This window comes from Herbaspirillum sp. C7C2 (genome assembly GCF_022627865.1).
GTDB lineage: Bacteria > Pseudomonadota > Gammaproteobacteria > Burkholderiales > Burkholderiaceae_D > Herbaspirillum > Herbaspirillum frisingense.
Window position 1 is genome coordinate 1 of record NZ_JABXGI010000018.1, and the last position, 21,443, is coordinate 21,443.

Sequence of the window (21,443 nt, forward strand, 5' to 3'; positions counted from 1 at the left end):
CTGCTGGCCCAGCCAGCGCGTGACGTTGGAAAGCGAAATCACGTAGTTGCCATGGTTCTGGAAGCAGGTGGGGAGCAGCCAGTTCGGCGTCTTGTAGGCCTTGTCGGCCGAGAGGAAGAGGAAGCGGTCTTCGCTCACCGGCGTGTCCAGTGGCGCGCCTTGTTCCTTCCAGTCAGGGATCAGCTCGCTCAGCGCACGCGGGTCCATCACGGCGCCTGAGAGGATATGGGCGCCGACTTCGCTGCCTTTTTCCAGCACGCAGACCGAGACCTCGCGATGTTGCTGTGTAGCCAGTTGCTTGAGGCGGATTGCTGCCGACAGCCCGGCCGGGCCGCCGCCAACGATGACCACGTCGTATTCCATGGATTCGCGAGGGCCGTATTGTGCGAGCACGTTCTGCATCGTCATCGCCTTATCCCAGTTGCGCAACCAGTTCAGGCAATACCTCGAAGAGATCTCCCACCAGGCCATAATCGGCAACCGAGAAGATCGGTGCGTCGGCATCCTTGTTGATCGCCACAATGACCTTCGAATCCTTCATCCCCGCCAGATGCTGAATCGCGCCCGAGATCCCGACGGCGATGTACAGCTCCGGCGCCACCACCTTGCCAGTCTGGCCGATCTGGTAATCGTTGGGCACATAGCCGGCATCCACTGCCGCACGCGACGCGCCCAGCGCCGCGTTGAGCTTGTCGGCCAGCGGCTCGAGCAGCGCCGCGTAATGCGCGCCGGAACCGAGACCACGTCCGCCGGATACCACGATCCTTGCCGACGCCAGCTCCGGCCGGTCTGACGCAATGGTCTGTCGCGAGATCAGCCGCGAGAGACCTGTATCGTCCACGGCGGCGATTGTCTCGATGACGGCCTGGCCTCCTTCGAGGGGCGCTGCCTCAAAGGCAGTAGCACGCACCGAAATTACCTTGATGGGATCGGAAGACCTGACGGTGGCAATCACGTTGCCCGCGTAGATCGGCCGCTCGAAGGTGTGCGCATCCACCACCCTGGTGATTTCCGAGACCTGCGCCACGTCCAGCAATGCCGCCACCCGTGGCAGGACATTCTTGCCGGTCGCTGTCGCCGTGGCCATGACGTGGGAAAATGCCCCGGCCAACGTGACCACCTGCGCCGCCACGTTCTCTGCCAGGCCATCGGCGAAACAAGGCGCGTCTACGACCAGCACCCGCGCCACCCCGGCCACCTTCGCGGCCGCCTGGGCCACTGGTTCGCACTGCCAGCCGCAGACCAGCAAGGTAATGTTGCCACCGCATTCCCTGGCCGCCGTCACGGCATGCAGGGTCGCGCTCTTGAGTGATTGGTTATCGTGTTCGACAATGATCAGCACTGACATGGATAGTCCTCAGATGACGTTGGCTTCATTTTTCAGCTTGGCGACCAGAGCGGCGACGTCCGCCAGCCTGACCCCTGCGCTGCGAGCAGGCGGTTCTGCCACCTTCAGGGTGGTCAGCCCGACCGCAACGTCGATCTCCAGCGCCTGGGGAGTGAGCACCTCCAGCGGCTTCTTCTTGGCCTTCATGATGTTGGGCAGGGTGACGTAGCGCGGCTCATTCAACCGCAGGTCGGTCGTGATTACCGCGGGCAGCTTCAGGGCGATGGTTTCCTGGCCGCCATCCACTTCGCGTGTAGCAATGACTTCATCTCCGGCCACTTGCAACTGGGAGGCAAAGGTAGCCTGCGGCATGCCCGCCAATGCTGCCAGCATCTGGCCAGTCTGGTTGCTGTCATCATCGATGGCCTGCTTGCCGACCACCACCAGGCGCGGCTGTTCCCGCATGAACACTGCCTGCAACAGCTTGGCTACGGCCAGGGGCTGCAGCTCTTGCGCGCACTCCACCAGAATGCCGCGGTCAGCGCCGATGGCCATGGCCGTACGCAAGGTCTCCTGACAGGCAGCCGGGCCACAGGAAACGGCCACCACCTCCGTGGCCACTCCAGCTTCCTTCAGACGCACGGCAGCTTCCACCGCGATTTCATCGAAGGGATTCATACTCATCTTGACGGCACCGATATCGACTCCCGAGCCGTCCGACTTGACCCTTACCTTGACATTGAAATCGACCACCCGTTTGACTGCGACTAGTATTTTCATGGCTTCGTATCTGCCTCATAAGAAATGTAACCAGGCGATGCGCGGAGCATGGACGGTCCGGCATCCGATCTGATCAGATGGAATGAACCAGCGCCAGTACCGCGCTGGCATCGGCTTGCAGTGGCTGCATCAGGCATCCGCCGTTCCCCTCGTCCCAGGCCAGCTGCCCAGCACCAACGATGACGTCGCTCGACAACTGCCAGCGCCCTGCTAGCGGCAGCAAGGCCCAGGCGGTCCCCGCATGGACCTGTCGCTGGCATTCGATCACCTGCAGTTCACCGCGCAAGACGGAACGACGCACCATCAGATTCAGGAAGCGCAGTTCCAGGCTGCCGGAATCGCGGCGCGCATGCCAACGTGGTTCACCTGGAAAACTGACGGGCTGCAAGGGTCGCACCCACACTGGCTCGGCGCCATTGCTGGCCAGACTGACCGCCCCGCTACCCAGCAGGACGGCATGGCGCTGCATGCCGGGAAAGACCGAGAACTCGGCATCGGCGGAGATATCGGCCAGACTCAGGCGCCAGTCGGCACTAGCAGACCCTGTGGATGCCGAGCCCGCCTCACGCGCACTGACCAGCGGGCGCGTCACGCCACCGCCGTTGCGCCAGGGCTCGGGCCTGACTTCGTCGAGCAGGAGCAAATGCATGACAGCGTGAGCTCCTCAGGAGACCGCACCCGAACCGTATTTCCCCACCAGCAGTTTTCCGGTCGAGAATCGCTCGATCGAATACGGCGCCAGCGAGACCTCCGTGGGCAGCCCCAGGGCGCACTGCGCCAGCACTTGTCCGACTGCCGGCGAAAGCTTGAAGCCGTGACCGGAGAAGCCGAACCCGGCGACCAGGCCTTCCACGCCAGGCAGGTGACCCAATACCGGATTCCAGTCCGGAGTGACGTCATAGACGCCGGTCCAGGAGGTCGCCAGGCCGGCCGTCTCGTAGCTGGGGAAGCGCTGCGCCACCTGTTCGCCAATTTCGACGATGGCGTCCAGGGATACGTCGCCCTGTTCCGTATCAGGCGTAGCCAATGTTTCCCCTGCCACCCCCTCGGAGACCAGCATCTGGGTCCCGCCATAGCTGCGTCCGTAGAGCATGCCCTTGGATGCCAGGTCCTTGAAGACCGGCATCTGGAAGGTGTAAGCCTGCGGTCCCTCCAGTGCCAGCACCGTATGGCGTTCCGGCCGTACCGGCAGCGTGAGCCCGGTCCATGCAGCCAATTCAGGCGTCCAGATGTTCTGCGTGCTGATGACGATGTCGCTGAGGAAGCGCCCGGCAGTGGTCTGCACACCGCTCACACGGCCGTTCTCGATAAGCAGCCGTTCTACGCTCACGCCCTCTTTTACCGTTACGCCCCGGCGCCGTGCGGCACGCGCAAACGAGGTAGCCACCAGGTAGGCGTCGGCGAAGCCGGCCTCCGGTTCGAAGCTGATCAGCGCAGCGTCGTCGAAGCGGGCAATGGGCAGCAGTTCGGCAGCCTGCCTGGCATCCAGATACTGCAACGCAATGCCCTGCGCCTGCTGCCCCTGCAGCGAGGCACGCAGGGGTGCAAGCTTGTCATCATCCGCGGCCCAGATCATGTAGCCACATTTGACCAGACCGCAGGAAGCCTCCTCATCCTCGACATAGGCCGGGAAATTGTTGAACGTATCCCATGACAACTGCGCCAGCGTGACATTTTGCTGGACCGAATAGTGGGTCCGCAGAATGCCTGAAGACTGCGATGTCGTGCCTTCACCGACGGTCTTGCGATCCAGCACAAGGACCTTGCGTGCACCCAGCCGGGCCAGATGGAAAGCGGTGGAAGTACCAATCACGCCGGCACCGATCACGATGGCGTCATAAGCGTTCATTGCAGGGGTCATAGCATCCTCTTCGATCAGAATGGCATGCAGTGTCACCCGAAAAAATCGACAATCGCGGCAGCATTAGACAAACTAATGTTTTGAAGAAGTGGGCATTATCATCACGCACCATGTGGCGCTTTCGCTCCATGATCTCCCTGCACAACTGCCAGAGCAGTAACCGGCGACTGCCTGTTTTCTCCGAAAGGACCGCTTCATGCCTGACATGCCATTCGACCTGCACGCCCTCCAGGCTTTCGTCGCCGTTTGCGAAGGCGGTTCCATGATCGAAGCCGCCCGCAAGCTGGGCGTGACGCAAAGTGCCATCAGCCAGTTGATCAAGTCACTGGAAACCCAAAGCGGCATGGTGTTGCTGGACAGGGAGTTTCGCCCTTCGCGCCCGACGGCGGCCGGTCGCCTGCTCATGGAACTGGCGCAGGACCTGCTGGAGCACGCGCAGCGCGTCAATGAGCGCCTGATCGACGCTTCCCGCTCGGAGGTGGCGCAAATCCGCCTGGGCGGCGTGGATTCATTCTCCGCCACCGTGGGCCCGATACTGGTCCAGGCCATCGCCAAAGGCGCGCGACAGATATCACTCTGGTCGGGACTGACGCCCATTCTTTCGGAACAGCTGCAACGACGTGAGCTCGATCTGGCCGTGTGCACCGAATCGACAGTCAACGACCTGCGCATCGAACAACGCCTGCTGTTCTCCGAATGCTTCGTGGCCGTGATTCCCAGAAGCGTGGCCGAGCGGCATGCCGATGCCGGTCACGATTACCAGGCAGCCCTGCAAAGCCTTCCCCTGCTGCGCTATACGCGCCGCTCGGTCATCGGCCAGCAGATCGAACGCTACCTGCGGCACATCAAGCTCGATGCCCCGCGTCGCCTGGAGTTCGATGCCACCGACCCGATGCTCAACCTGGTCGCCTGGGGCATGGGTTATGCGGTCACCACGCCATTGTGCCTGTGGCAATCACGTCATTGCCTGCCGGACGTGGTGCTGGTGCCGCTGCCGCCCAGCCAGCTGGGTCGCCGCAACTTCTTCCTGCTCTCGCGCGAGGGCGAATGGAACAGCCTGGCCGAGGAAATCTCGGCACTCACCCGCCAGACACTGCAAGACAAGATCTCCCCTGCCATCCGCAAATCCTTGCCGGGCTTGCCCAAGGACGCGTTTTCCTGGAAATAGGCCGCCAATGGCCGCCTCAAGAACGGCCTGACTGGCACAGTCACGCACCACAGATGCAAATGTGCCAGTCGCTCTACACGGATGAGCAGGCAGCCGTTAGCTACCCGTAAGACAGATGATCGAAGCCGCCATCCAGCGCCTGCAGACGCTGGACGTGCACGCCCGGTGGCCATGAGCGCTTTTTGTGCAGCGCCTGTCCACCATGCACGGCGGCGAGGCGCGGGCGCACCGCTGCGGCGCAGCTAGATTAGTGCTGAAGATAGTTTGTATTAGTTTTTCTTAAGCGGACCGGACTGCCGTCACGAATCAGTAATATCGACGCTGCCACATCACCTGCGGGGGCCCGCCGTCGCTGCTATTGACCAGCACAGCGGGAAGGACCAGGGCATGGCGGCGACGCAAGCAGGTCAGATGACTGCTCGAGCCGCGTCTGAAGTGGTCCATCAAGAGATTTCACATCCAATCTGAAGGAGCAAGCAATGAACCAGAATCGACGCAGGGTCATGAAGCAGGTCATCACGCTGGCCGCCGCCGGCGCTGCCGGCCTCCCCCTCGTGGCAAGCGCCGCTGCCCCAACCGTGATCAACTACGGCGGCTCGGCATGGCTGGGCCACTACTCGGCCTACATCGCCATGAAGACCGGCCTGATGACCAAGCATGGCATCGATCTGCGCTGGCAAGCTTTCTCCACCTCCTCCGCCCGCATGGCTGCGGTGATGGCCGGCAACGTCGACATCGCCGGTACCGGCGTGGTCTCGGCGCTAGCTCTCATGGCCAGCGGCGCCCGTCAGTTCCAGCTGATTGCCACGCCCAACAACTTCGGCCGCGCCGAAGGCCTGCTGGTGCGTGAGGGGATCAAGGAACTGGCTGACCTCAAGGGCAAGAAGATCGGGGTGACCTATGCCTCCAGCGCCCACGTGCTGCTGCTGGACGTGCTTTCGCAGGCCGGCATCAATCCCGACAAGGATGTCGCGATCATCAACCTGCCCGCCACCGAGCTGCTCACGGCCTACAAGGCCAACCAGATCGATGCCGCCGCCGCCTGGACCCCGACCTTCGACCGCATCCGCGCCCTGCCCGGTACCAGGCTGCTGTTCGACGACAGCGCCTTCTCGCTCTACAAGAGCTACAAGATGTCACCCGGCCCCGATGTGCTGCTGACCCGGAGCAGCTTCGGCAAGGACAATCCGGCAGCCGTGAAGGCCTTCATGCAAGCCATCTTCGAGGCCAACGCCATGCTCACGCAAAAGCCGGAGGAGTCCGCCCGCATCCTGCTTGAACTGACCTCGCTGTCGATGGAAGAGCAGCTTGGCGTCATCAAGCAGACCGAGTGGTTCACGCTGGCCGACCAGAAGGCATTGATGAGTGACCCGGGCAACTTCATCGTGGGTCTGCAAAAGCTGGCCGAGATGCTGGTCAAGCTCAAGCAGGTCGATTCCATGCCGCAGGTACGCCAGTGGGTCAACACCACCTACCTCTGAGGCCGGCGCATGCTTATGAAGAAAGAATGGTTCAGCGGCGGGGCGTTGATCACCCTGTCGGCGGTTTCGCTGGTGGCCTTCCTGCTGGTGTGGGAAGGCATATGCCGGGCCGGCATCGTGGATGCGGTATTCCTGCCGGCGCCCTCGCAGATCCTCGCCCGCGCCATGCGCATGTGGGAACAGGACACCTTGATCATCAACATCCTGGCCTCGGCACGGCGCGTGATGGTCGGCTTCCTGGCCGCAGTGGTGGTCTCCATTCCGTTAGGGATCATGCTGGGAACTTCGAAGATCGCACGCGCTGTCTTCGATCCTATCCTGTCGTTCCTCAGGCCGTTGCCATCGATGAGCTGGATTCCGCTCACCTTGCTGTGGTTCGGCATCACGGAGACGCAGAAGTACAGCATCGTCTTCATGGGCGCAGTGACACCCGCCCTGCTGTACGTGATCGAAGCCACGCAGGGCATCGATCCACTGCTCATCCGCGCAGCCCGCAACCTGGGCGCCAATCGCTGGCAGGTGATGCGCGAAGTCATCCTGCCCGGCTGCATGCCCCAGATCCTGTCCGGCATGAAGGTGATCCTTGGCCTGTCGTGGACCTGCGTGATCTCAGCGGAACTGGTGGCGGCCAAGGAGGGGCTGGGCTTCATGATCATGAATGGCAAGGAATTCTTCCAGACCGATACCGTGGTACTCGGTATGGTGCTCATCAGCTTTACCGTATTGATTACGGACATCGTCTTCCGACTGATCCAAAGGAGCGTGCTGTCATGGCAGAAATGAAGAACCCGACCAGGACAGGTCCGATGATCGAATTTCGCGGCACGGGGAAGTCGTTCGGAGACCTGAAGGTGCTCCATCAGGTGGACCTGCAGGTGGCCCAGGGTGAATTTCTGGTGCTGTTGGGAGCTTCCGGCTGCGGCAAATCGACGATGCTCAACCTGGTTTCCGGCTTTGAACGCGCCAGCACCGGTAGCGTCTGGGTCAACGGGAGGGAGGTCAAGGATGTCGACCCGGCCTGCGGCATGGTATTCCAGCAGTACGCGCTGTTCCCCTGGAAGACCGTTCGCGAAAACGTCGAGTTCGGCCTGAAGATGAGAGGTGTATCGCGGGCCGAGCGTGCCAGGGTTGCACAGCATTACATCGAGATGGTCGGACTCAAGGGCTTCGAGGACAGCTTTCCCAACAAGCTTTCCGGAGGCATGAAGCAGCGGGTCTCGATTGCACGGGTACTGGCCAACGATCCGGATGTGATGCTTTTCGACGAACCATTTGCGGCGCTGGACGCCATGACACGCCAGGTGCTGCAAGAGCAGTTGCTGCAGATCTACGAAAAAAGCGGCAAGACCATCATTTTCATCACGCACTCCATCGACGAAGCGCTGATGCTGTCTACACGCATGGTGGTCATGGGTGCCAAGCCGGGGCGCGTCGTGCAGGACATCGACAATGACCTGCCGCATCCACGTACGGCCGAAGTCCAGCTGTCATCCCGCTATATCGAACTGAAACGCTCGATCTGGGAGACGGTCCAGGTGGAAGTGATGAAAGGCCTGGAAGGCGTCAAGTAGATCCGTTCTTGCCGGTAGCGTTCGTCGGACTGGAGAGAACCCAGCCCGACGGACAATCTCTACAGGGCAGAGCAAGGGCTATAGCACCTTGCGCAGGAAGTCCCGCGTACGCTCATGATGGGGGTCACCCAGCACCTGCTGCGGTGGCCCCTCTTCCATGATCACGCCCTGGTCGATGAAGAAGACGCGGTCTGCCACCTCACGGGCAAACCCCATCTCGTGCGTGACCACCACCATGGTCATGCCCTCTTCAGCCAGTTGCTTCATCACGCTCAGCACCTCACCCACCAGTTCCGGATCCAGTGCCGAGGTCGGCTCGTCGAACAGCATCACCTTGGGTTCCATCGCCAGCGCACGGGCAATCGCCACGCGCTGTTGCTGGCCACCCGAGAGCTGGTTGGGGAAGGCATCGATCTTGTCCAGCAGCCCCACCTTCTGCAACAGCTTCTCGGCCACCAGCACCGCCTCGCGGCGCGACAGGCTCTTGACCTGCATCGGCGCCATGATCAGGTTTTCCAGCACCGTCATGTGCGGGAACAGGTTGAAGCGCTGGAACACCATGCCCAGGCGGGCGCGCAATGCATTGAGATCGACCCGGGGGTCGTTGAGCTTGATGCCTTCGATGAAGATATCGCCGTCGCTGACCTCCTCCAGACCATTGAGGCAGCGCAGGAAGGTACTCTTGCCCGAGCCCGAAGGCCCGATCACGCAGACCACTTCGCCAGCCCTGATCTCGCAGTCGATACCGCGCAGGATATGCGCCTGGCCGAAGCGCTTCTGGAGTTGATTGACCTTGATCATCGTCGTGCTCATCGTGCATCCCCCTTGCCGTAACGGGCTTCCAGGTGGCGCACCAGCGCCGACAGGGCCAGCGTGATGACCCAGTAGATCACCGAGATGGTGAGGTAAGGCTCCCAGTAGCGGGCATAGGCACCGGACACGGTGCGTGCCGCATAGGCCAGTTCAGCCAGGCCGATGGCCGAGGCCAGCGAGGAATCCTTGACGATGGCAATCGCATTGTTGCCCAGCGGCGGCAGCATGCGGCGGAAGGCCTGGGGCAGCACGACCTTGCGCAGCGTGGCCATGTAGGTCATGCCCAGCGAACGCGAAGCCTCGCTCTGGCCACGGTCAATGGACTGGATGCCGGCGCGGAAGATCTCCGACACATACGCCCCCGAGTTGAGCGTGATGGCCAGCACCGCCGAGGCGAAGGCGCCGTAGTGCGAGCGGATCTCGCGGGCCAGGTCACCGGAGAGGATCAGCCCGCCGCTGGGGTTGATCAGCACCGGCATGAGCGCGAAATGGATCAGCAGGATCTGCACGAACAGCGGCGTGCCGCGCAGGAAGCTGACGTAGAAGCGGATCGGCCACTGCACGCAGTAGCACAGGAAATATTTCCAGAAACCATGGCGAGCCTCGGCCAGGCGGCCGACGCCCAGCACCAGGCCCCAGCAGGTACCGGCGATGACGCAGATGATCGCGGCCTTGAGGGTCATCCAGGTGCCTTCGACGAACAGGGGCAGGTATTCGCCGATGATTTCCCATTGGAAGAAGGAATTCATGATGAGGTCCGTTCAAACGGAGGAGTTGAGCAGAGGAAGCGGACCGCCGACATTGCGTGGGCGCAGCGTGGCGGCCGTGATCGGGCAGATCAGACAGGCGGTGCGCATGCAGGATCGTGCAGGCGCACCGGGAGTGCTTACTTCAGCGGCAGGGTCGGTACTTCGCCATCGAACCAGGTCTTGTAGATCTTGGCGTAGGTGCCATCGGCCACGATCTTGGTCAGGCCGGCGTTGATCTTGTCCAGCAGTTCCTTGTTGCCCTTCTTGACGGCGATACCGAAGTACTGGCGCACGAACTTGGTGTCGCCCACCACCTTGAACTTCTTCTCGGGATGGCTCTTGATGTAGAACTTGATGACACCGACGTCGCCCACGGCGGCGTCCACGCCACCGCGATACAGTTCTTCCAGCATCAGCACGGTGTTGTCGAAGCGGTGGATGGCGGTGCTGGACTTGCCCAGTTCCTCGGAGACCACGATGTCACCGGCGGTGGAATTGACCACGGCGACCTGGGTCTTCTTCAGGTCGGCCAGCGAAGCGATCTTGGCATCGGCATTGGTGATGATGACCTGCTCGGCGGGGAAATACGGCAGCGAGAAGTCCACCATCTGGGCGCGCTTGTCGGTGATGGTGATGCCGGAGATGATGATGTCGCGGTCACCCTGGCCGAGGGTGGCGAAGATGCCTTCCCAGGGCGTGCTCACCAGCTGGATCTTGAAGTTGGAGGCTTGCGAGATGGCCTTGATCAGGTCGATGTCGAAGCCGACCAGTTCCTTCTTCGGGGTTTCGAATTCGAAGGGACGATAGGTACCGCCGGCACCGACCACGTAGGTCTGGTCGGCAGCCAGGGTGCTGCCGGCAGCACAGGACAGGGCCAGCGCGCTGGCGGCGACGGTGAAGAATTTCTTGAACGACATGGGGACCTTCTTTCTGACGGAAAAATGGGCCGCGCCACCCGCAGGCAGAGGCAAGTTGGATCAGGCGCGGCAGACTGGCGTTTCCTGGCGGGCGGGAATGCGTGGGTAAAACCCGCACGGGCCCGCCGGAAGCGGAAAAACCCTGAATAATCCGGCATTCGCCGCAATCCTTCAACCTCAAATTGCAAGCCTGTCGCAAAGCCTCTGCAAATATCGCCGCCCGTCACCGCCCCCTCGACGGCCATGTCAGCAGGCGTCAGTAGGGCCCTTCCGGCCGACGGATCAGGGTGGACTTGCCGAACAGGCTTTCCACCAGGTCCACCACCAGCTCCGCGGTCTGGTTGCGTACGTCGCAGGCCGGGTTCAGTTCCATCACGTCCAGCGAGGCCAGGCGGCCGGTGTCGGCGATCATTTCCATGCACAGTTGCGCTTCCCGGTAGGTGGGACCGCCGGGCACCGCAGTCCCCACCCCGGGCGCCAGGGCGCTATCCAGGAAATCCACATCGAAACTCACGTGCAGATGGGTATCGGGGCCGATACCGGCGAGAGCCTGCTCCATGGTCACGCGCATGCCGTGCTCGTCGATATGGCGCATGTCGTAGACGCGCACGCCCAGTTCCCGCAGATGGCGCTTTTCTTCGCGATCCACGCTGCGGATGCCGACCTGGCAGATCTGTTGCGGCTGCAAGGCCGGCACCTGGCCGCCGATGCCGGTCAACTCTGCCGGCCCCACGCCCAGCAGGCAGGCCACGGGCATGCCGTGGATATTGCCGGTCGGGGTGGAATGGCTGGTATTGGCATCGGCATGGGCATCCAGCCACAGCACGCGCAGGTCCTTGCCCTGCTCGCGGCAATGGCGCGCCACGGCGGCAATGGAGCCCACCGCCAGCGCATGGTCGCCGCCCATCAGCAGCGGCACTTCACCCGCGCGCAGGCTATGCTCCACCGCCGCGTAGACGGTCTGGTTCCATTGCACCACCTGGTCCAGGTGACGCAGGCCCTGCACCGGTGGCTGTTGCGGATTGGCCGGACCGGCCAGGTCACCGCCATCGACCACCTCCAGCCCATGCTGCTGCAAGCCGCGCTGCAACTCTGCCACGCGCAAGGCCGCCGGCCCCATCGAGGCACCGCGCCGGCTTGCGCCCACATCGGTGGGGGCGCCCATCATCCTGATCTTGTTCATGGCTGTACCGCTCCTTACAGTGAAAACAGTGAATGACCGCTGCCTCGGGCGGCAGGGATCCTTGCGATTGTCCTACGATGGCCCTTCGACGTGTACAGGCCGCATGAATTCCGCCCGCCTGCCTGAGCACAAAGAAAAATGCCGTTCAGCGGTCAGCTGAACGGCATCCTTGCAACATCGTCGCGGACGATCAGATCTCGACCTTGGTTCCCAGCTCCACCACCCGGTTGGCGGGGATGTGGAAGAAGTCCGAAGGCTTGGCGCCGTTCTGGTACATCCACGCGAACAGGCGCTCGCGCCACAGCGACATGCCCAGCAGCTTGCTCGGCACTACCGTGTCGCGCGCCAGGAAGAAGGAGGTATCCATCAGGTCGAAGTGATGACCGAACTGCTGCTCGGTCAGAGTCATGACCTTCTGCACTTCCGGTGCTTCCTTGAAGCCGAACGCTGCGCGCAGCAGGTAGACGTCGCCGCCCAGTTCCTTCATGGTCAGGCGCTCGCTGTCGGCCACGTAGGGGACGTCCCAGATGCTGATCTTCAGGAAGAACACCCGCTCATGCAGGATGCGGTTGTGCTTCAGGTTGTGCAGCAGCGCGACCGGCACGGTGGCAATATTGCCCGTCATGAACACGGCCGTGCCACCGACCCGGTGCGGCGGATGGGCCAGCAGGCCCTCGATGAAGGGCTCGATGGGAATGCCGTCATCCTTGATGCGCATGCGCAGCAGCATGCGACCCGAATACCAGGTCATCAGCAGGAAGAAGGCCGCGCCGCCGATGACCAGCGGGAACCAGCCGCCCTCGGTCAGCTTCAAGAGGTTGGCGGCAAAGAAGGCCACATCGACGATCAGCAGGCAGGCAATGGTCAGCACCACGGCCGACGTGCGCCACTTCCAGATATGACGCATCACCACGCCCAGCAGCATGGTGGTGATGACCATGGTGGTGGTCACGGCCACGCCATAGGCGGCCGCCAGGTTGTCGGATTTCTTGAAGGCCAGCACCACGGCCACCACCACCACCAGCAACATCCAGTTGATCAGGGGGATGTAGATCTGGCCCTGTTCATCCTCGGAGGTATGCAGGATGCGCATGCGCGGCACGAAGCCCAGCAGGATGGCCTGGCTGGTCAGCGAGAACGCACCCGAGATCACCGCCTGCGAGGCGATCACGGTGGCGCAGGTCGCCAGCAGCACCATGGGCAGCACCAACGGATCGGGGATCATCAGGTAGAAGGGATTCTTGATTGCCTCCGGATTGGCGATCAGGTTGGCACCCTGACCGAAATAATTGATCAGCAGCGAGGGCATGACAGTGAAGATCCACGCATAGCGGATCGGCTTGATGCCGAAGTGCCCCATGTCGGCATACAGCGCCTCGGCGCCGGTCAGCACCAGCACCACCGAGCCCAGCACGATGAAGGCCTGCAGCGAGTGCTCGGCCATGAAATGCACGGCATAGTAGGGATTGATCGCCACCAGCACCTCCGGTGCCTTGACGATGTTGTAGATGCCCAGCAGCGCCAGCGACAGGAACCACAGGAACATCACCGGACCGAAGAAGCGCCCCACCACGCTGGTGCCATGGCGCTGGATCAGGAACAGGATCACCACGATCACCAGTGTGAGCGGGATCACCACATGCGTGGTGCTGGGCGCAGCGATTTCCAGCCCCTCCACCGCCGACAGCACCGAAATGGCTGGCGTGATGACCACGTCGCCATAGAACATGCAGGCGCCGAACACGCCGAGCATCATCAGCAGCTTGGCCCGCGGCGAGCCCGAGACGGCCGAGCGCAAGGACAGCGCCATCAGCGCCAGCACGCCGCCTTCGCCGTTGTTGTCGGCGCGCAGCACGAACATCACGTACTTGATGGTCACCACGATGGTGATGGCCCAGAACAGCATGGAGATGATGCCCAGCACCGCACCCGGGGAAAAGGCGATGCCGTGGTCGGGGCTGAAACATTCCTTGAGTGCGTACAGCGGGCTGGTACCGATGTCGCCAAACACCACGCCCAGCGCCGCCAGGGTAATCAAGTGGAATTTGGACGATCGGAGGGAAAGACTCGGATTGGTGTGAGATGAACTCATCTTGCTCCCTTGCTTCTTCAAATGAGTGCCGGCGGACAGGGTTCTGGCTTCAACAGGGCTTGCCAGGGAGGCAAGCGACGGTCTGTCCGGGCAGGACGCGTACTTTATCGCACTCTACCCGTGGCCGGCTCAAAATGCCGCCGGCGCCCACCCTGACGTTGCGCCCCAGCCTCTTCAGAAGCTTGTCGAACTTGACAGACGGGCCATGTCGCAGTTCCTGAATCACCTGCCGGGAAACTCCGCATTTCCTGCGCAAACCCTTGCTGGACAAGCGATTGCGGCCTATACGGGCGACGCATATGGATATGCGGTAATCGAGTTTTTCTTTCTCCCCTGCCCTTTATATACTCCGAACGAATAAAGAACCGCGCTTTTCCATCGTGACGGTTCTAAGCCATGACTTGTCAGCCCCTGCCGGATTCTCCGGCCCGCCATCCACGATACAGGACACCATGACCACTACCCTCTCCCCCCGAGGACGCCTGCGGCGTCTCTTGACCACCACCCTGGCCGGCGGCCTGGCGCTGACCCTGGCGGCCGCGCCCTTGTTGGCCCGCGCCGAAGGCCAGCTGCGCATCGCCGAGCAGTTCGGCATCGTCTATCTGTTGCTCAACGTGGCGCAGGACCAGCAACTGATCGAAAAGCACGGCAAGGCAGCCGGGGTGGATATCAAGGTGGAATGGCTCAAGCTCTCCGGCGGCTCGGCCGTCAATGATGCCCTGCTGTCGGGTTCGGTGGACATCGCCGGCGCTGGCGTGGGACCGCTGCTGACCATCTGGGACCGCACCCATGGCCGCCAGAACGTACGTGGCGTCGCCTCGCTGGGCAACTTCCCCTACTACCTGGTGAGCAACAACCCCAAGGTCAAGACCATTTCCGACTTCGGCGACAAGGATCGCATCGCCGTGCCGGCCGTCGGTGTCTCGGTGCAGTCACGCGTGCTGCAGCTGGCCTCGGCCAAGCTGTGGGGTGACGCCCAGTACAACCGGCTGGACAAGCTCAGTATCGCCGTGCCGCATCCCGATGCCACCGCCGCCATCATCAGCGGCGGCACCGAGATCACCGGCCACTTCGGCAATCCGCCCTTCCAGGAACAGGAACTGGCGGGCAATCCGAATGCCCACATCGTGCTGAAGTCCTACGACGTGCTGGGTGGCCCATCCTCGGCCACGGTGCTGTACGCCACCGAGAAATTCCGCAAGGACAATCCCAAGACCTATGGCGCCTTCCTCGGCGCGCTGGAGGAGGCCGCCAGGTTCATCACCGCCAACCCCGAGAAGGCGGCCGATATCTACCTCAAGGTCAACAAGGGCAATACTGATCGCAAGCTGCTGCTGCAGATCATCACCAACCCCGAAGTGCAATTCAAGATCGCGCCGCAGAATACCTACGGCCTGGCCGAGTTCATGCACCGCGTGGGTGCCATCAAGAACAAGCCGGCCTCGGTGAAGGATTACTTCTTCGACGACGCCCACATCCAGGGAGGTAGCTGAGATGCGCCGCCCCTCCTTATCCTCCATCTCGCCCAGATGGCTGGCGGTCCTCACCGCTGGCGTACTGGCCGCCGGTGTATCGACCCAGGCCATGGCCGAAGGCAGCATCCGCATCGCCCAGCAATTCGGCATCGGCTACCTGATCCTGGACGTGGTACAGGACCAGAAACTCATCGAGAAATACGGCAAGCAGGCCGGTCTGGACATCAAGGTCGAATGGACCAGCCTGTCCGGCGCCACCGGCATGAACGAGGCGCTGCTGGCCGGCGCCCTGGACGTGGTCTCGGCCGGCGCGCCACCGGCCCTGGTGCTGTGGGACCGCACACGCGGCCGCCAGAACGTCAAGGCCATCGCTTCCCTGGGCTCCATGCCCAACTACCTGCTGTCGAACAATCCCAACGTCAAGAGCATCAAGGACTTCAGCGACAAGGACCGTATCGCCGTGCCGGCCGCCGGGGTCGGCTTCCAGTCGCGCACGCTGCAGATCGAAACCGCCAAGGTCTTCGGCAAGGAAGACTTCAAGCGCTTCGACAACATCAGCGTGAGCCTGTCGCACCCGGACGCCACGGCCGCCCTCATCGCCAGCGGCTCGGAGATCAACGCCCACTTCTCCAGCCCGCCCTTCCAGTACCAGGCCCTGGAGAACAAGAACGTGCACAAGGTGATCAGCTCCTACGACATCATGGGCGGCCCGGCGACCTTCAACGTGCTCTACACCACCCAGAAATTCCACGACGATAATCCCAAGACCTATCGCGCCTTCTACCAGGCACTGGTGGAGGCGGCAGAGTTCGTGCGCAACAACAAGGCCAAGGCGGCCGATACCTTCATCCGCGTGCAGAAGTCCAAGCTGGCACCGGAGTTCGTGCGCAAGATCGTCGAAGACCCGGAAATCCGTTTCACCGTCTCTCCCGAGCGCACCTTCGTCTATGCCGAAAAGCTGCATGAACTGGGCGTCCTGAAGAACCGCGCCAGCTCCTGGAAAGACTACTTCTTCGAGGAAGCGTATGCACAACCCGGCAGCTGAGACCGCCAGCGTGAGTGCCACGGCAAGCCTGCAACCCCTGCTGCAGGTGGACCGCGTGAGCCTGCAATATCGCAGCGCCACGGCAGTGGTGCAGGCGACGCACGAAGTCAGCTTCGACGTACATCCGGCTGACCGCTTCGTGCTGCTGGGGCCGTCTGGCTGCGGCAAGTCCAGCCTGCTGAAATCGGTGGCGGGCTTCCTGCCGCCGGCCGCCGGCGAGATCCGCCTGGAGGGCCGCACCGTGCGCCAGCCGGGACCTGACCGCATCGTGGTGTTCCAGGAATTCGACCAGTTGCCACCCTGGAAGACGGTGCTGCACAACGTGATGTTTCCGTTGCTGGCCTCGCGCACCCTGGGCAAGCGGGAAGCCGCCGAACGCGCCCGCCACTACCTCGACAAGGTCGGTCTGACACGCTTTGCGGATGCCTATCCGCATACGTTGTCCGGCGGCATGAAGGCGCGCGTGGCCATCGCCCGCGCCCTGGCGATGCAGCCCAAGATGCTGCTGATGGATGAACCCTTCGCCGCCCTCGACGCCCTGACCCGCCGCAAGATGCAGGAAGAACTGCTGGCGCTGTGGGACGAAGTGCGTTTCACGCTGCTGTTCGTGACCCACTCCATCGAGGAAGCGCTGGTGGTCGGCAACCGTATCCTGTTGCTCTCGCCCCACCCGGGCCGCGTACGCGCCGAGATCAACAGCCACCAGTACGATCTCTCCAGTTTGGGTGGGGTCGGTTTCCAGCAGACCGCGCAGCGCATCCACCGCCTGCTGTTCGACGAAGGTGGCGCCGCTGCCGCGCCCGAGCGCAGCATCAACTTCAGCGATGTCCGTTTCTCCTACTGAATAGCGCCATGCCCCAGACTCCCCCCATTCGCGACGAATACGAAGTTCCGCTGACGCCCCTGCCCGGCCTGGTACTGGAGCGCCATTTCACGCTGCCGCAACGCATCTGGCAACAAGGCTGGGTGCGCAAGGGCGCCATCCTGCTGCTGTTGGCGCTGGTCTGGGAAGCCATCGCCCGCTGGCAGAACAACGACCTGCTGCTGCCGACCTTCCTGCAGACGGCGCAAGCCTTTGCCGAGGGCATCCGCAGCGGTGAGCTGTTCGGCAAGACCTGGCTGTCGCTGCAGGTCTTGCTCAAGGCCTATGTGCTGGGGATCGTCGCCGCCTTCGTGCTGACCACGCTGGCCGTGTCCACCCAGTTCGGACGCGATCTGCTGGGCACCCTGACCTCGATGTTCAATCCGCTCCCGGCCATCGCCCTGCTCCCCATTGCCCTGCTATGGTTCGGCCTGGGCGAAGGCAGCCTGATCTTCGTGCTGGTGCATTCGGTGCTGTGGGCGCTGGCGGTGAATACCTATGCAGGCTTCCTGGGGGTATCGGACACCCTGCGCATGGCCGGCCGCAACTACGGCCTGCGTGGACTGGGCTTCGTGCTGCAGGTACTGGTCCCGGCGGCCCTGCCCTCCATCCTGGCAGGCCTGCGCATCGGCTGGGCCTTCGCCTGGCGCACGCTGATCGCGGCCGAACTGGTATTCGGCGCCACCAGCGGCAAGGGCGGCCTGGGCTGGTACATCTTCCAGAACCGCAACGAGCTCTACACCGACAAGGTCTTCGCCGGGCTGGCCATGGTGATCCTGATCGGCCTGCTGGTGGAAAACCTGGTCTTCAATACCCTGGAGCGGGCGACCGTGAAGAAATGGGGCATGCAGCGCTGACGCGCCACACTCCCCGTAATTATTTATATCGTTTACAGCAGGGAAAGCTGGTTGGGGTCTTCGCGACGACGTGACTGCGCCTTGCGACGCGGATCGATCACCTGGCCGGCATCCTGCCCTTCGGTGGCGATGCCTTCGATGGCCAGCAGCAGCTTCTTGACATGCAGGCCACCGGCAAAGCCGGTCAGCGCACCGCCCACACCGATGACGCGATGGCAGGGCGCGATGATGGAAATGGGATTGCGGCCATTGGCCGCCCCCACGGCGCGCACCGCCTTTTCATTGCCGAGCTGGCGCGCGATGTCCAGGTAGGTACGGGTCTGGCCGTAGGGGATGTCCAGCAGTGCCGACCAGACCTGGCGCTGGAATTCGGTCCCCTCGAAGTGCAAGGGCAGCTCGAAGCTGTCACGCTCGCCGGCGAAATATTCGCGCAGCTGCTGTTCGGTCTCCAGCAAGACCGGGCGATCCTCGTCCTCCACCATCTCGCCCAGACGCACGCGCAGGGCGTCATCGTCCTCCCACAGGATGGCCGCCAGGTGATCGCCCCTGGCCACCAGCTTGAGCAATCCGGCCGGAGAGGCCATCAGCTTGTAGGCATATTCCATTCGCATCTCTTCTGTTGCATCGAGGGAGTGATTCTACTGTGTCCAAAGACAAGATTGCCAGACGCTTTAGATAAACTTCGAGTATCCCGTTGCCATGGTTGATATATGATATGTATATCATTCATCACTACGGAGCCCACGATGAGCCGCATTCTTGTCGACATCCCCGATTCGCAATTGGCGGAACTGACCCAGATCGTCGATAGCCAGCAGCGTCCGCGCGCCGTCGTCATCCGGGAGGCCATCGCCGCCTACATCGCCCACCACAGGCTGGAACACGATGCCGAGGTCTTCGGCCTCTGGAAAAAGAAGAAGGTGGATGGGCTGGCCTATCAGAAGGAGCTGCGCTCGGAATGGTAAAGGCGCTCTTCGACACCAATATCCTGGTGGACTATCTCAACGGCATTGTCGCGGCCAAAAAGGAGATGGCACGCTATGAATACCGTGCCATCAGCATCATTACCTGGATGGAGGTGATGGTAGGCGCCTCGGAAGACAATGAAGAGGCCCTGCGTTCGTGGCTATCCTCGTTCCACCTGATCAATCTGGACAGCACCGTGGCCCAGCGCGCCGTGATGATCCGCCAGCAACGGAGAATCCGACTGCCGGACGCCATCGTGTGGGCATCCGCACAGGAACATTCCCTGCTGCTGGTCTCGCGCAACACCAAGGACTTTCCCGCCAAAGAGCCCGGAGTACGGGTTCCCTACAAGCTCTAGGCGTCCCGATATGCAGGTGAGTCACACCGTCAGCACCGAATACCCGCTTTCATTGAGGGCATCATAGACCCGGGTGCAGCTCCTGCAGAACAGGTGGCTGCGCTTGACATGCCGGTGCCGCAGCACCAGTTGCAGGGCCACTCCATCGCAGTGCGGGCAGGCCTCGCGCATGGGTCCCACCGGGACCACGTCGGCGGTGACGAAGCCGGCCGGCGTCATCACGCCCTCGACGACCTCGCGCGGGTCCAGTTCGACCAGTTTCAACAATAGTGGGGAGGTGCGCTGTACGTGGCGCGGGCGGTCGGGCAGGGCAGTGCCGAAAGGCGGCAACGAGGGGGGCCGGACATCCGGATGCCGGGTGGCGATGCTCATGGTGTCTCCTTGGTGAGAACGGCTGAGTCTGATCGGACCTGCGAGAGGAGGAAGGCCGGACGGCACTTCCAGGTGTCGCTTCCACTGGGGCAAGAGATCCAGGCGGTGGCGCGACGAGTCTTTACTCTAGTCGCCCGAACCAGCGACTTCAATGGTGACGGTGAAAGAAATTTGGTGTTGGCGAAGCGACAATCCGCATCGCCCGAGCCAGACGAAAAATCGACATCGCTACGCCAGGATTTTTCCAATTGCCAAGTTGGCCTGGCCACGGCTTCGATTTATCGCCATCCTCGGTGGCGTGCTGCACGAGGTGCTACAAACCGGTGCATTGGCTCTACAATCGCAGGATGACAACGCTCAACGATATCGAAGCAGCCGCCCGCCGACTGCAAGGCCAGATCCTGGAGACCCCCTGCGTGGAATCGCGCACGCTGTCCCAGATCGTCGGCGCCCAGGTCTTCCTCAAGTTCGAGAACCTGCAATTCACTGCATCCTTCAAGGAGCGCGGTGCCTGCAACAAGATGGTCGACGTTGCCGCCAGCCAGGACGGCGCACGCGGCGTGGTGGCGATGTCGGCCGGCAACCATGCGCAGGGCGTGGCCTATCACGCGCAGCGGCTGGGCCTGCCGGCCACCATCGTCATGCCGCGCTTTACGCCTGGCGTGAAGATCGAGCGTACCCGTGGCTTCGGCGCCAACGTGGTACTGCATGGCGACACCCTGGAAGCGGCACGCGCCCATGCCTACGAGCTGGCCGAGAAGGAAGGCCTGACCTTCGTCCACCCTTATGACGACGAAGCCATCATCGCCGGCCAGGGTACGGTCGCGCTGGAAATGATGAAAGCGGTGCCGGACCTGGATTGCCTGGTGGTGGCCATCGGCGGTGGCGGCCTGCTGGCCGGCATGGCCGTCGCAGCACGGGCCATCAAGCCGGAGATCGAGATCGTGGGTGTACAGACACGGCGTTTTCCGACCATGGTCAATGCGGTCAAGGGGACCGAGCATCCGGTCGGCTCCAGCACCATCGCCGAAGGGATCGCCGTCGGCACGCCCGGCACCCTGACCCGCGCCATCATCGCCCGCGAAGCCAACGATCTGTTGCTGGTCGATGAGGGCGATATCGAACAGGCCGTGCTGATGCTGCTGGAAATCGAAAAGACCCTGGTCGAAGGCGCGGGTGCGGCCGGACTGGCGGCACTGGTGCGCTATCCGGACCGTTTCCGCGGCAAGCGCGTGGGACTGGTGCTGTCGGGCGGCAACATCGATCCGCTGCTGCTGACGGCCATCATCGAGCGCGGCATGGTCCGCGCCGGCCGCCTGGCACGGGTGAAGGTCAGTTCGCGGGACGTTCCCGGCACCCTGGCGCGCATCACCGGCATCGTCGCCGAAGCCGGCGCCAACATCGACGAAGTGCACCACCAGCGCGCCTTTACGCTGCTGGCCGCGCAGAACGTGGATATCGAACTGGTATTGCAGACCCGCGGCCGGCCGCATCTGGCCCAGGTGCTGCAGGCGCTGCGCGCAGCCGGCTTCGAGGCCGAGGAACTGCACTGACCGCAGCCCGCCG

General features: G+C 62.7%; 23 protein-coding genes. 11 read left to right on the plus strand and 12 right to left on the minus strand.

The features are described from left to right. The 5 genes from HWE04_RS18855 to HWE04_RS18875 all read right to left on the minus strand — a co-directional run. Positions 1-408, minus strand: a 408-nt coding sequence (locus HWE04_RS18855) for an NAD(P)/FAD-dependent oxidoreductase (protein ID WP_241813364.1), incomplete at its 3' end; no start/stop codon positions are given. A gap of 4 nt (positions 409-412) precedes the next feature. After that, on the minus strand, positions 413-1,348 hold the full coding sequence (locus HWE04_RS18860) for an electron transfer flavoprotein subunit alpha/FixB family protein (RefSeq protein ID WP_241813365.1): 936 nt from the start codon (positions 1,346-1,348) through the stop codon (positions 413-415). Between the two features lie 9 nt (positions 1,349-1,357). Further along, complete coding sequence (locus tag HWE04_RS18865) at positions 1,358-2,107, minus strand: electron transfer flavoprotein subunit beta/FixA family protein (protein ID WP_102664378.1); 750 nt, start codon at positions 2,105-2,107, stop codon at positions 1,358-1,360. A 73-nt stretch (positions 2,108-2,180) separates the two neighbouring features. Continuing rightward, positions 2,181-2,756: a HutD/Ves family protein gene (locus tag HWE04_RS18870; protein ID WP_077236523.1), complete on the minus strand. Its 576-nt coding sequence runs from the start codon at positions 2,754-2,756 to the stop codon at positions 2,181-2,183. A gap of 15 nt (positions 2,757-2,771) precedes the next feature. Next, complete coding sequence (locus tag HWE04_RS18875; protein WP_241813366.1) at positions 2,772-3,956, minus strand: NAD(P)/FAD-dependent oxidoreductase; 1,185 nt, start codon at positions 3,954-3,956, stop codon at positions 2,772-2,774. Between the two features lie 208 nt (positions 3,957-4,164). Here HWE04_RS18875 and HWE04_RS18880 point away from each other — a divergent pair, with 208 nt between their 5' ends. The 4 genes from HWE04_RS18880 (at position 4,165) to HWE04_RS18895 (ending at position 8,188) form a co-directional block, all read left to right on the plus strand. Continuing rightward, positions 4,165-5,136, plus strand: coding sequence for a LysR family transcriptional regulator (locus HWE04_RS18880; RefSeq protein ID WP_241813367.1), 972 nt, complete (start codon positions 4,165-4,167; stop codon positions 5,134-5,136). A gap of 479 nt (positions 5,137-5,615) precedes the next feature. Continuing rightward, the gene (locus HWE04_RS18885; RefSeq protein WP_077236521.1) at positions 5,616-6,617 is read left to right on the plus strand and encodes an ABC transporter substrate-binding protein; all 1,002 of its coding nucleotides are present in this window, start codon (positions 5,616-5,618) and stop codon (positions 6,615-6,617) included. Positions 6,618-6,632: 15 nt separating this feature from the next. Beyond that, positions 6,633-7,400, plus strand: a complete 768-nt coding sequence (locus HWE04_RS18890; protein ID WP_241813420.1) for an ABC transporter permease — start codon at positions 6,633-6,635, stop codon at positions 7,398-7,400. Positions 7,401-7,423: 23 nt separating this feature from the next. After that, complete coding sequence (locus HWE04_RS18895; RefSeq protein ID WP_241813368.1) at positions 7,424-8,188, plus strand: ABC transporter ATP-binding protein; 765 nt, start codon at positions 7,424-7,426, stop codon at positions 8,186-8,188. Positions 8,189-8,266: 78 nt separating this feature from the next. On the opposite strand, the gene HWE04_RS18900 is transcribed toward HWE04_RS18895, so the two are convergent. The 5 genes from HWE04_RS18900 to HWE04_RS18920 form a co-directional block, all read right to left on the minus strand. Then, complete coding sequence (locus HWE04_RS18900; RefSeq protein WP_006465353.1) at positions 8,267-8,989, minus strand: amino acid ABC transporter ATP-binding protein; 723 nt, start codon at positions 8,987-8,989, stop codon at positions 8,267-8,269. 8 nt (positions 8,990-8,997) lie between these two features. Beyond that, positions 8,998-9,750, minus strand: coding sequence for an amino acid ABC transporter permease (locus HWE04_RS18905; protein ID WP_006465352.1), 753 nt, complete (start codon positions 9,748-9,750; stop codon positions 8,998-9,000). 137 nt (positions 9,751-9,887) lie between these two features. Next, positions 9,888-10,667 (minus strand): basic amino acid ABC transporter substrate-binding protein, encoded by a 780-nt coding sequence (locus tag HWE04_RS18910; RefSeq protein WP_102664372.1) that lies wholly within the window; start codon positions 10,665-10,667, stop codon positions 9,888-9,890. Positions 10,668-10,923: 256 nt separating this feature from the next. Continuing rightward, the gene (rocF, locus tag HWE04_RS18915; RefSeq protein ID WP_077236518.1) at positions 10,924-11,850 is read right to left on the minus strand and encodes an arginase; all 927 of its coding nucleotides are present in this window, start codon (positions 11,848-11,850) and stop codon (positions 10,924-10,926) included. Positions 11,851-12,040: 190 nt separating this feature from the next. Then, positions 12,041-13,942, minus strand: coding sequence for a potassium transporter Kup (locus HWE04_RS18920; RefSeq protein WP_102664370.1), 1,902 nt, complete (start codon positions 13,940-13,942; stop codon positions 12,041-12,043). 452 nt (positions 13,943-14,394) lie between these two features. On the opposite strand from HWE04_RS18920, the gene HWE04_RS18925 reads away from it, so the two are divergent. The 4 genes from HWE04_RS18925 to HWE04_RS18940 are packed head-to-tail and all read left to right on the plus strand — an operon-like array spanning position 14,395 to position 18,181. Continuing rightward, on the plus strand, positions 14,395-15,435 hold the full coding sequence (locus HWE04_RS18925; RefSeq protein WP_241813369.1) for an ABC transporter substrate-binding protein: 1,041 nt from the start codon (positions 14,395-14,397) through the stop codon (positions 15,433-15,435). Position 15,436: 1 nt separating this feature from the next. Then, positions 15,437-16,462 carry an ABC transporter substrate-binding protein gene (locus tag HWE04_RS18930; RefSeq protein ID WP_446719241.1) on the plus strand — a complete coding sequence of 342 codons (1,026 nt, stop codon included), beginning with the start codon at positions 15,437-15,439 and terminating at the stop codon, positions 16,460-16,462. After that, positions 16,443-17,306, plus strand: coding sequence for an ABC transporter ATP-binding protein (locus HWE04_RS18935; protein WP_241813370.1), 864 nt, complete (start codon positions 16,443-16,445; stop codon positions 17,304-17,306). The genes HWE04_RS18930 and HWE04_RS18935 overlap by 20 nt, the downstream gene beginning before the upstream one ends. An 8-nt stretch (positions 17,307-17,314) precedes the next feature. Further along, a complete protein-coding gene (locus HWE04_RS18940) occupies positions 17,315-18,181 on the plus strand; it encodes an ABC transporter permease (RefSeq protein ID WP_006465345.1) in 867 nt (288 codons plus the stop codon). Positions 18,182-18,213: 32 nt separating this feature from the next. On the opposite strand, the gene HWE04_RS18945 is transcribed toward HWE04_RS18940, so the two are convergent. Further along, positions 18,214-18,786: a methylated-DNA--[protein]-cysteine S-methyltransferase gene (locus HWE04_RS18945; RefSeq protein WP_006465344.1), complete on the minus strand. Its 573-nt coding sequence runs from the start codon at positions 18,784-18,786 to the stop codon at positions 18,214-18,216. Between the two features lie 141 nt (positions 18,787-18,927). On the opposite strand from HWE04_RS18945, the gene HWE04_RS18950 reads away from it, so the two are divergent. Further along, positions 18,928-19,146 (plus strand): ribbon-helix-helix protein, CopG family, encoded by a 219-nt coding sequence (locus HWE04_RS18950; protein WP_077236512.1) that lies wholly within the window; start codon positions 18,928-18,930, stop codon positions 19,144-19,146. After that, positions 19,140-19,505, plus strand: a complete 366-nt coding sequence (locus HWE04_RS18955; protein ID WP_241813371.1) for a type II toxin-antitoxin system VapC family toxin — start codon at positions 19,140-19,142, stop codon at positions 19,503-19,505. Before HWE04_RS18950 ends, HWE04_RS18955 begins: the two co-directional genes overlap by 7 nt. A 21-nt stretch (positions 19,506-19,526) precedes the next feature. On the opposite strand, the gene HWE04_RS18960 is transcribed toward HWE04_RS18955, so the two are convergent. After that, positions 19,527-19,877: a hypothetical protein gene (locus tag HWE04_RS18960; RefSeq protein ID WP_182993456.1), complete on the minus strand. Its 351-nt coding sequence runs from the start codon at positions 19,875-19,877 to the stop codon at positions 19,527-19,529. A 347-nt stretch (positions 19,878-20,224) separates the two neighbouring features. Between HWE04_RS18960 and HWE04_RS18965 the strand changes: the two genes are divergently transcribed. Further along, positions 20,225-21,430 (plus strand): threonine ammonia-lyase, encoded by a 1,206-nt coding sequence (locus HWE04_RS18965; protein WP_006465340.1) that lies wholly within the window; start codon positions 20,225-20,227, stop codon positions 21,428-21,430. Positions 21,431-21,443 lie beyond the last annotated feature (13 nt).

Excerpts from the sequence above, each read along its gene's own strand:
- HWE04_RS18885 (WP_077236521.1), top strand. The coding sequence starts at position 5,616 with ATGAACCAGAATCGACGCAGGGTCATGAAGCAGGTCATCACGCTGGCC.
- HWE04_RS18955 (WP_241813371.1), top strand. The coding sequence starts at position 19,140 with ATGGTAAAGGCGCTCTTCGACACCAATATCCTGGTGGACTATCTCAAC.
- HWE04_RS18935 (WP_241813370.1), top strand. The coding sequence starts at position 16,443 with ATGCACAACCCGGCAGCTGAGACCGCCAGCGTGAGTGCCACGGCAAGC.
- HWE04_RS18890 (WP_241813420.1), top strand. The coding sequence starts at position 6,633 with ATGAAGAAAGAATGGTTCAGCGGCGGGGCGTTGATCACCCTGTCGGCG.
- rocF (WP_077236518.1), bottom strand. The coding sequence starts at position 11,850 with ATGAACAAGATCAGGATGATGGGCGCCCCCACCGATGTGGGCGCAAGC.
- HWE04_RS18895 (WP_241813368.1), top strand. The coding sequence starts at position 7,424 with ATGATCGAATTTCGCGGCACGGGGAAGTCGTTCGGAGACCTGAAGGTG.
- HWE04_RS18945 (WP_006465344.1), bottom strand. The coding sequence starts at position 18,786 with ATGGAATATGCCTACAAGCTGATGGCCTCTCCGGCCGGATTGCTCAAG.
- HWE04_RS18925 (WP_241813369.1), top strand. The coding sequence starts at position 14,395 with ATGACCACTACCCTCTCCCCCCGAGGACGCCTGCGGCGTCTCTTGACC.
- HWE04_RS18875 (WP_241813366.1), bottom strand. The coding sequence starts at position 3,956 with ATGAACGCTTATGACGCCATCGTGATCGGTGCCGGCGTGATTGGTACT.
- HWE04_RS18870 (WP_077236523.1), bottom strand. The coding sequence starts at position 2,756 with ATGCATTTGCTCCTGCTCGACGAAGTCAGGCCCGAGCCCTGGCGCAAC.
- HWE04_RS18865 (WP_102664378.1), bottom strand. The coding sequence starts at position 2,107 with ATGAAAATACTAGTCGCAGTCAAACGGGTGGTCGATTTCAATGTCAAG.
- HWE04_RS18950 (WP_077236512.1), top strand. The coding sequence starts at position 18,928 with ATGAGCCGCATTCTTGTCGACATCCCCGATTCGCAATTGGCGGAACTG.
- HWE04_RS18905 (WP_006465352.1), bottom strand. The coding sequence starts at position 9,750 with ATGAATTCCTTCTTCCAATGGGAAATCATCGGCGAATACCTGCCCCTG.
- HWE04_RS18930 (WP_446719241.1), top strand. The coding sequence starts at position 15,437 with ATGCGCCGCCCCTCCTTATCCTCCATCTCGCCCAGATGGCTGGCGGTC.
- HWE04_RS18900 (WP_006465353.1), bottom strand. The coding sequence starts at position 8,989 with ATGATCAAGGTCAATCAACTCCAGAAGCGCTTCGGCCAGGCGCATATC.
- HWE04_RS18860 (WP_241813365.1), bottom strand. The coding sequence starts at position 1,348 with ATGTCAGTGCTGATCATTGTCGAACACGATAACCAATCACTCAAGAGC.
- HWE04_RS18965 (WP_006465340.1), top strand. The coding sequence starts at position 20,225 with ATGACAACGCTCAACGATATCGAAGCAGCCGCCCGCCGACTGCAAGGC.
- HWE04_RS18920 (WP_102664370.1), bottom strand. The coding sequence starts at position 13,942 with ATGAGTTCATCTCACACCAATCCGAGTCTTTCCCTCCGATCGTCCAAA.
- HWE04_RS18880 (WP_241813367.1), top strand. The coding sequence starts at position 4,165 with ATGCCTGACATGCCATTCGACCTGCACGCCCTCCAGGCTTTCGTCGCC.
- HWE04_RS18960 (WP_182993456.1), bottom strand. The coding sequence starts at position 19,877 with ATGAGCATCGCCACCCGGCATCCGGATGTCCGGCCCCCCTCGTTGCCG.
- HWE04_RS18940 (WP_006465345.1), top strand. The coding sequence starts at position 17,315 with ATGCCCCAGACTCCCCCCATTCGCGACGAATACGAAGTTCCGCTGACG.
- HWE04_RS18910 (WP_102664372.1), bottom strand. The coding sequence starts at position 10,667 with ATGTCGTTCAAGAAATTCTTCACCGTCGCCGCCAGCGCGCTGGCCCTG.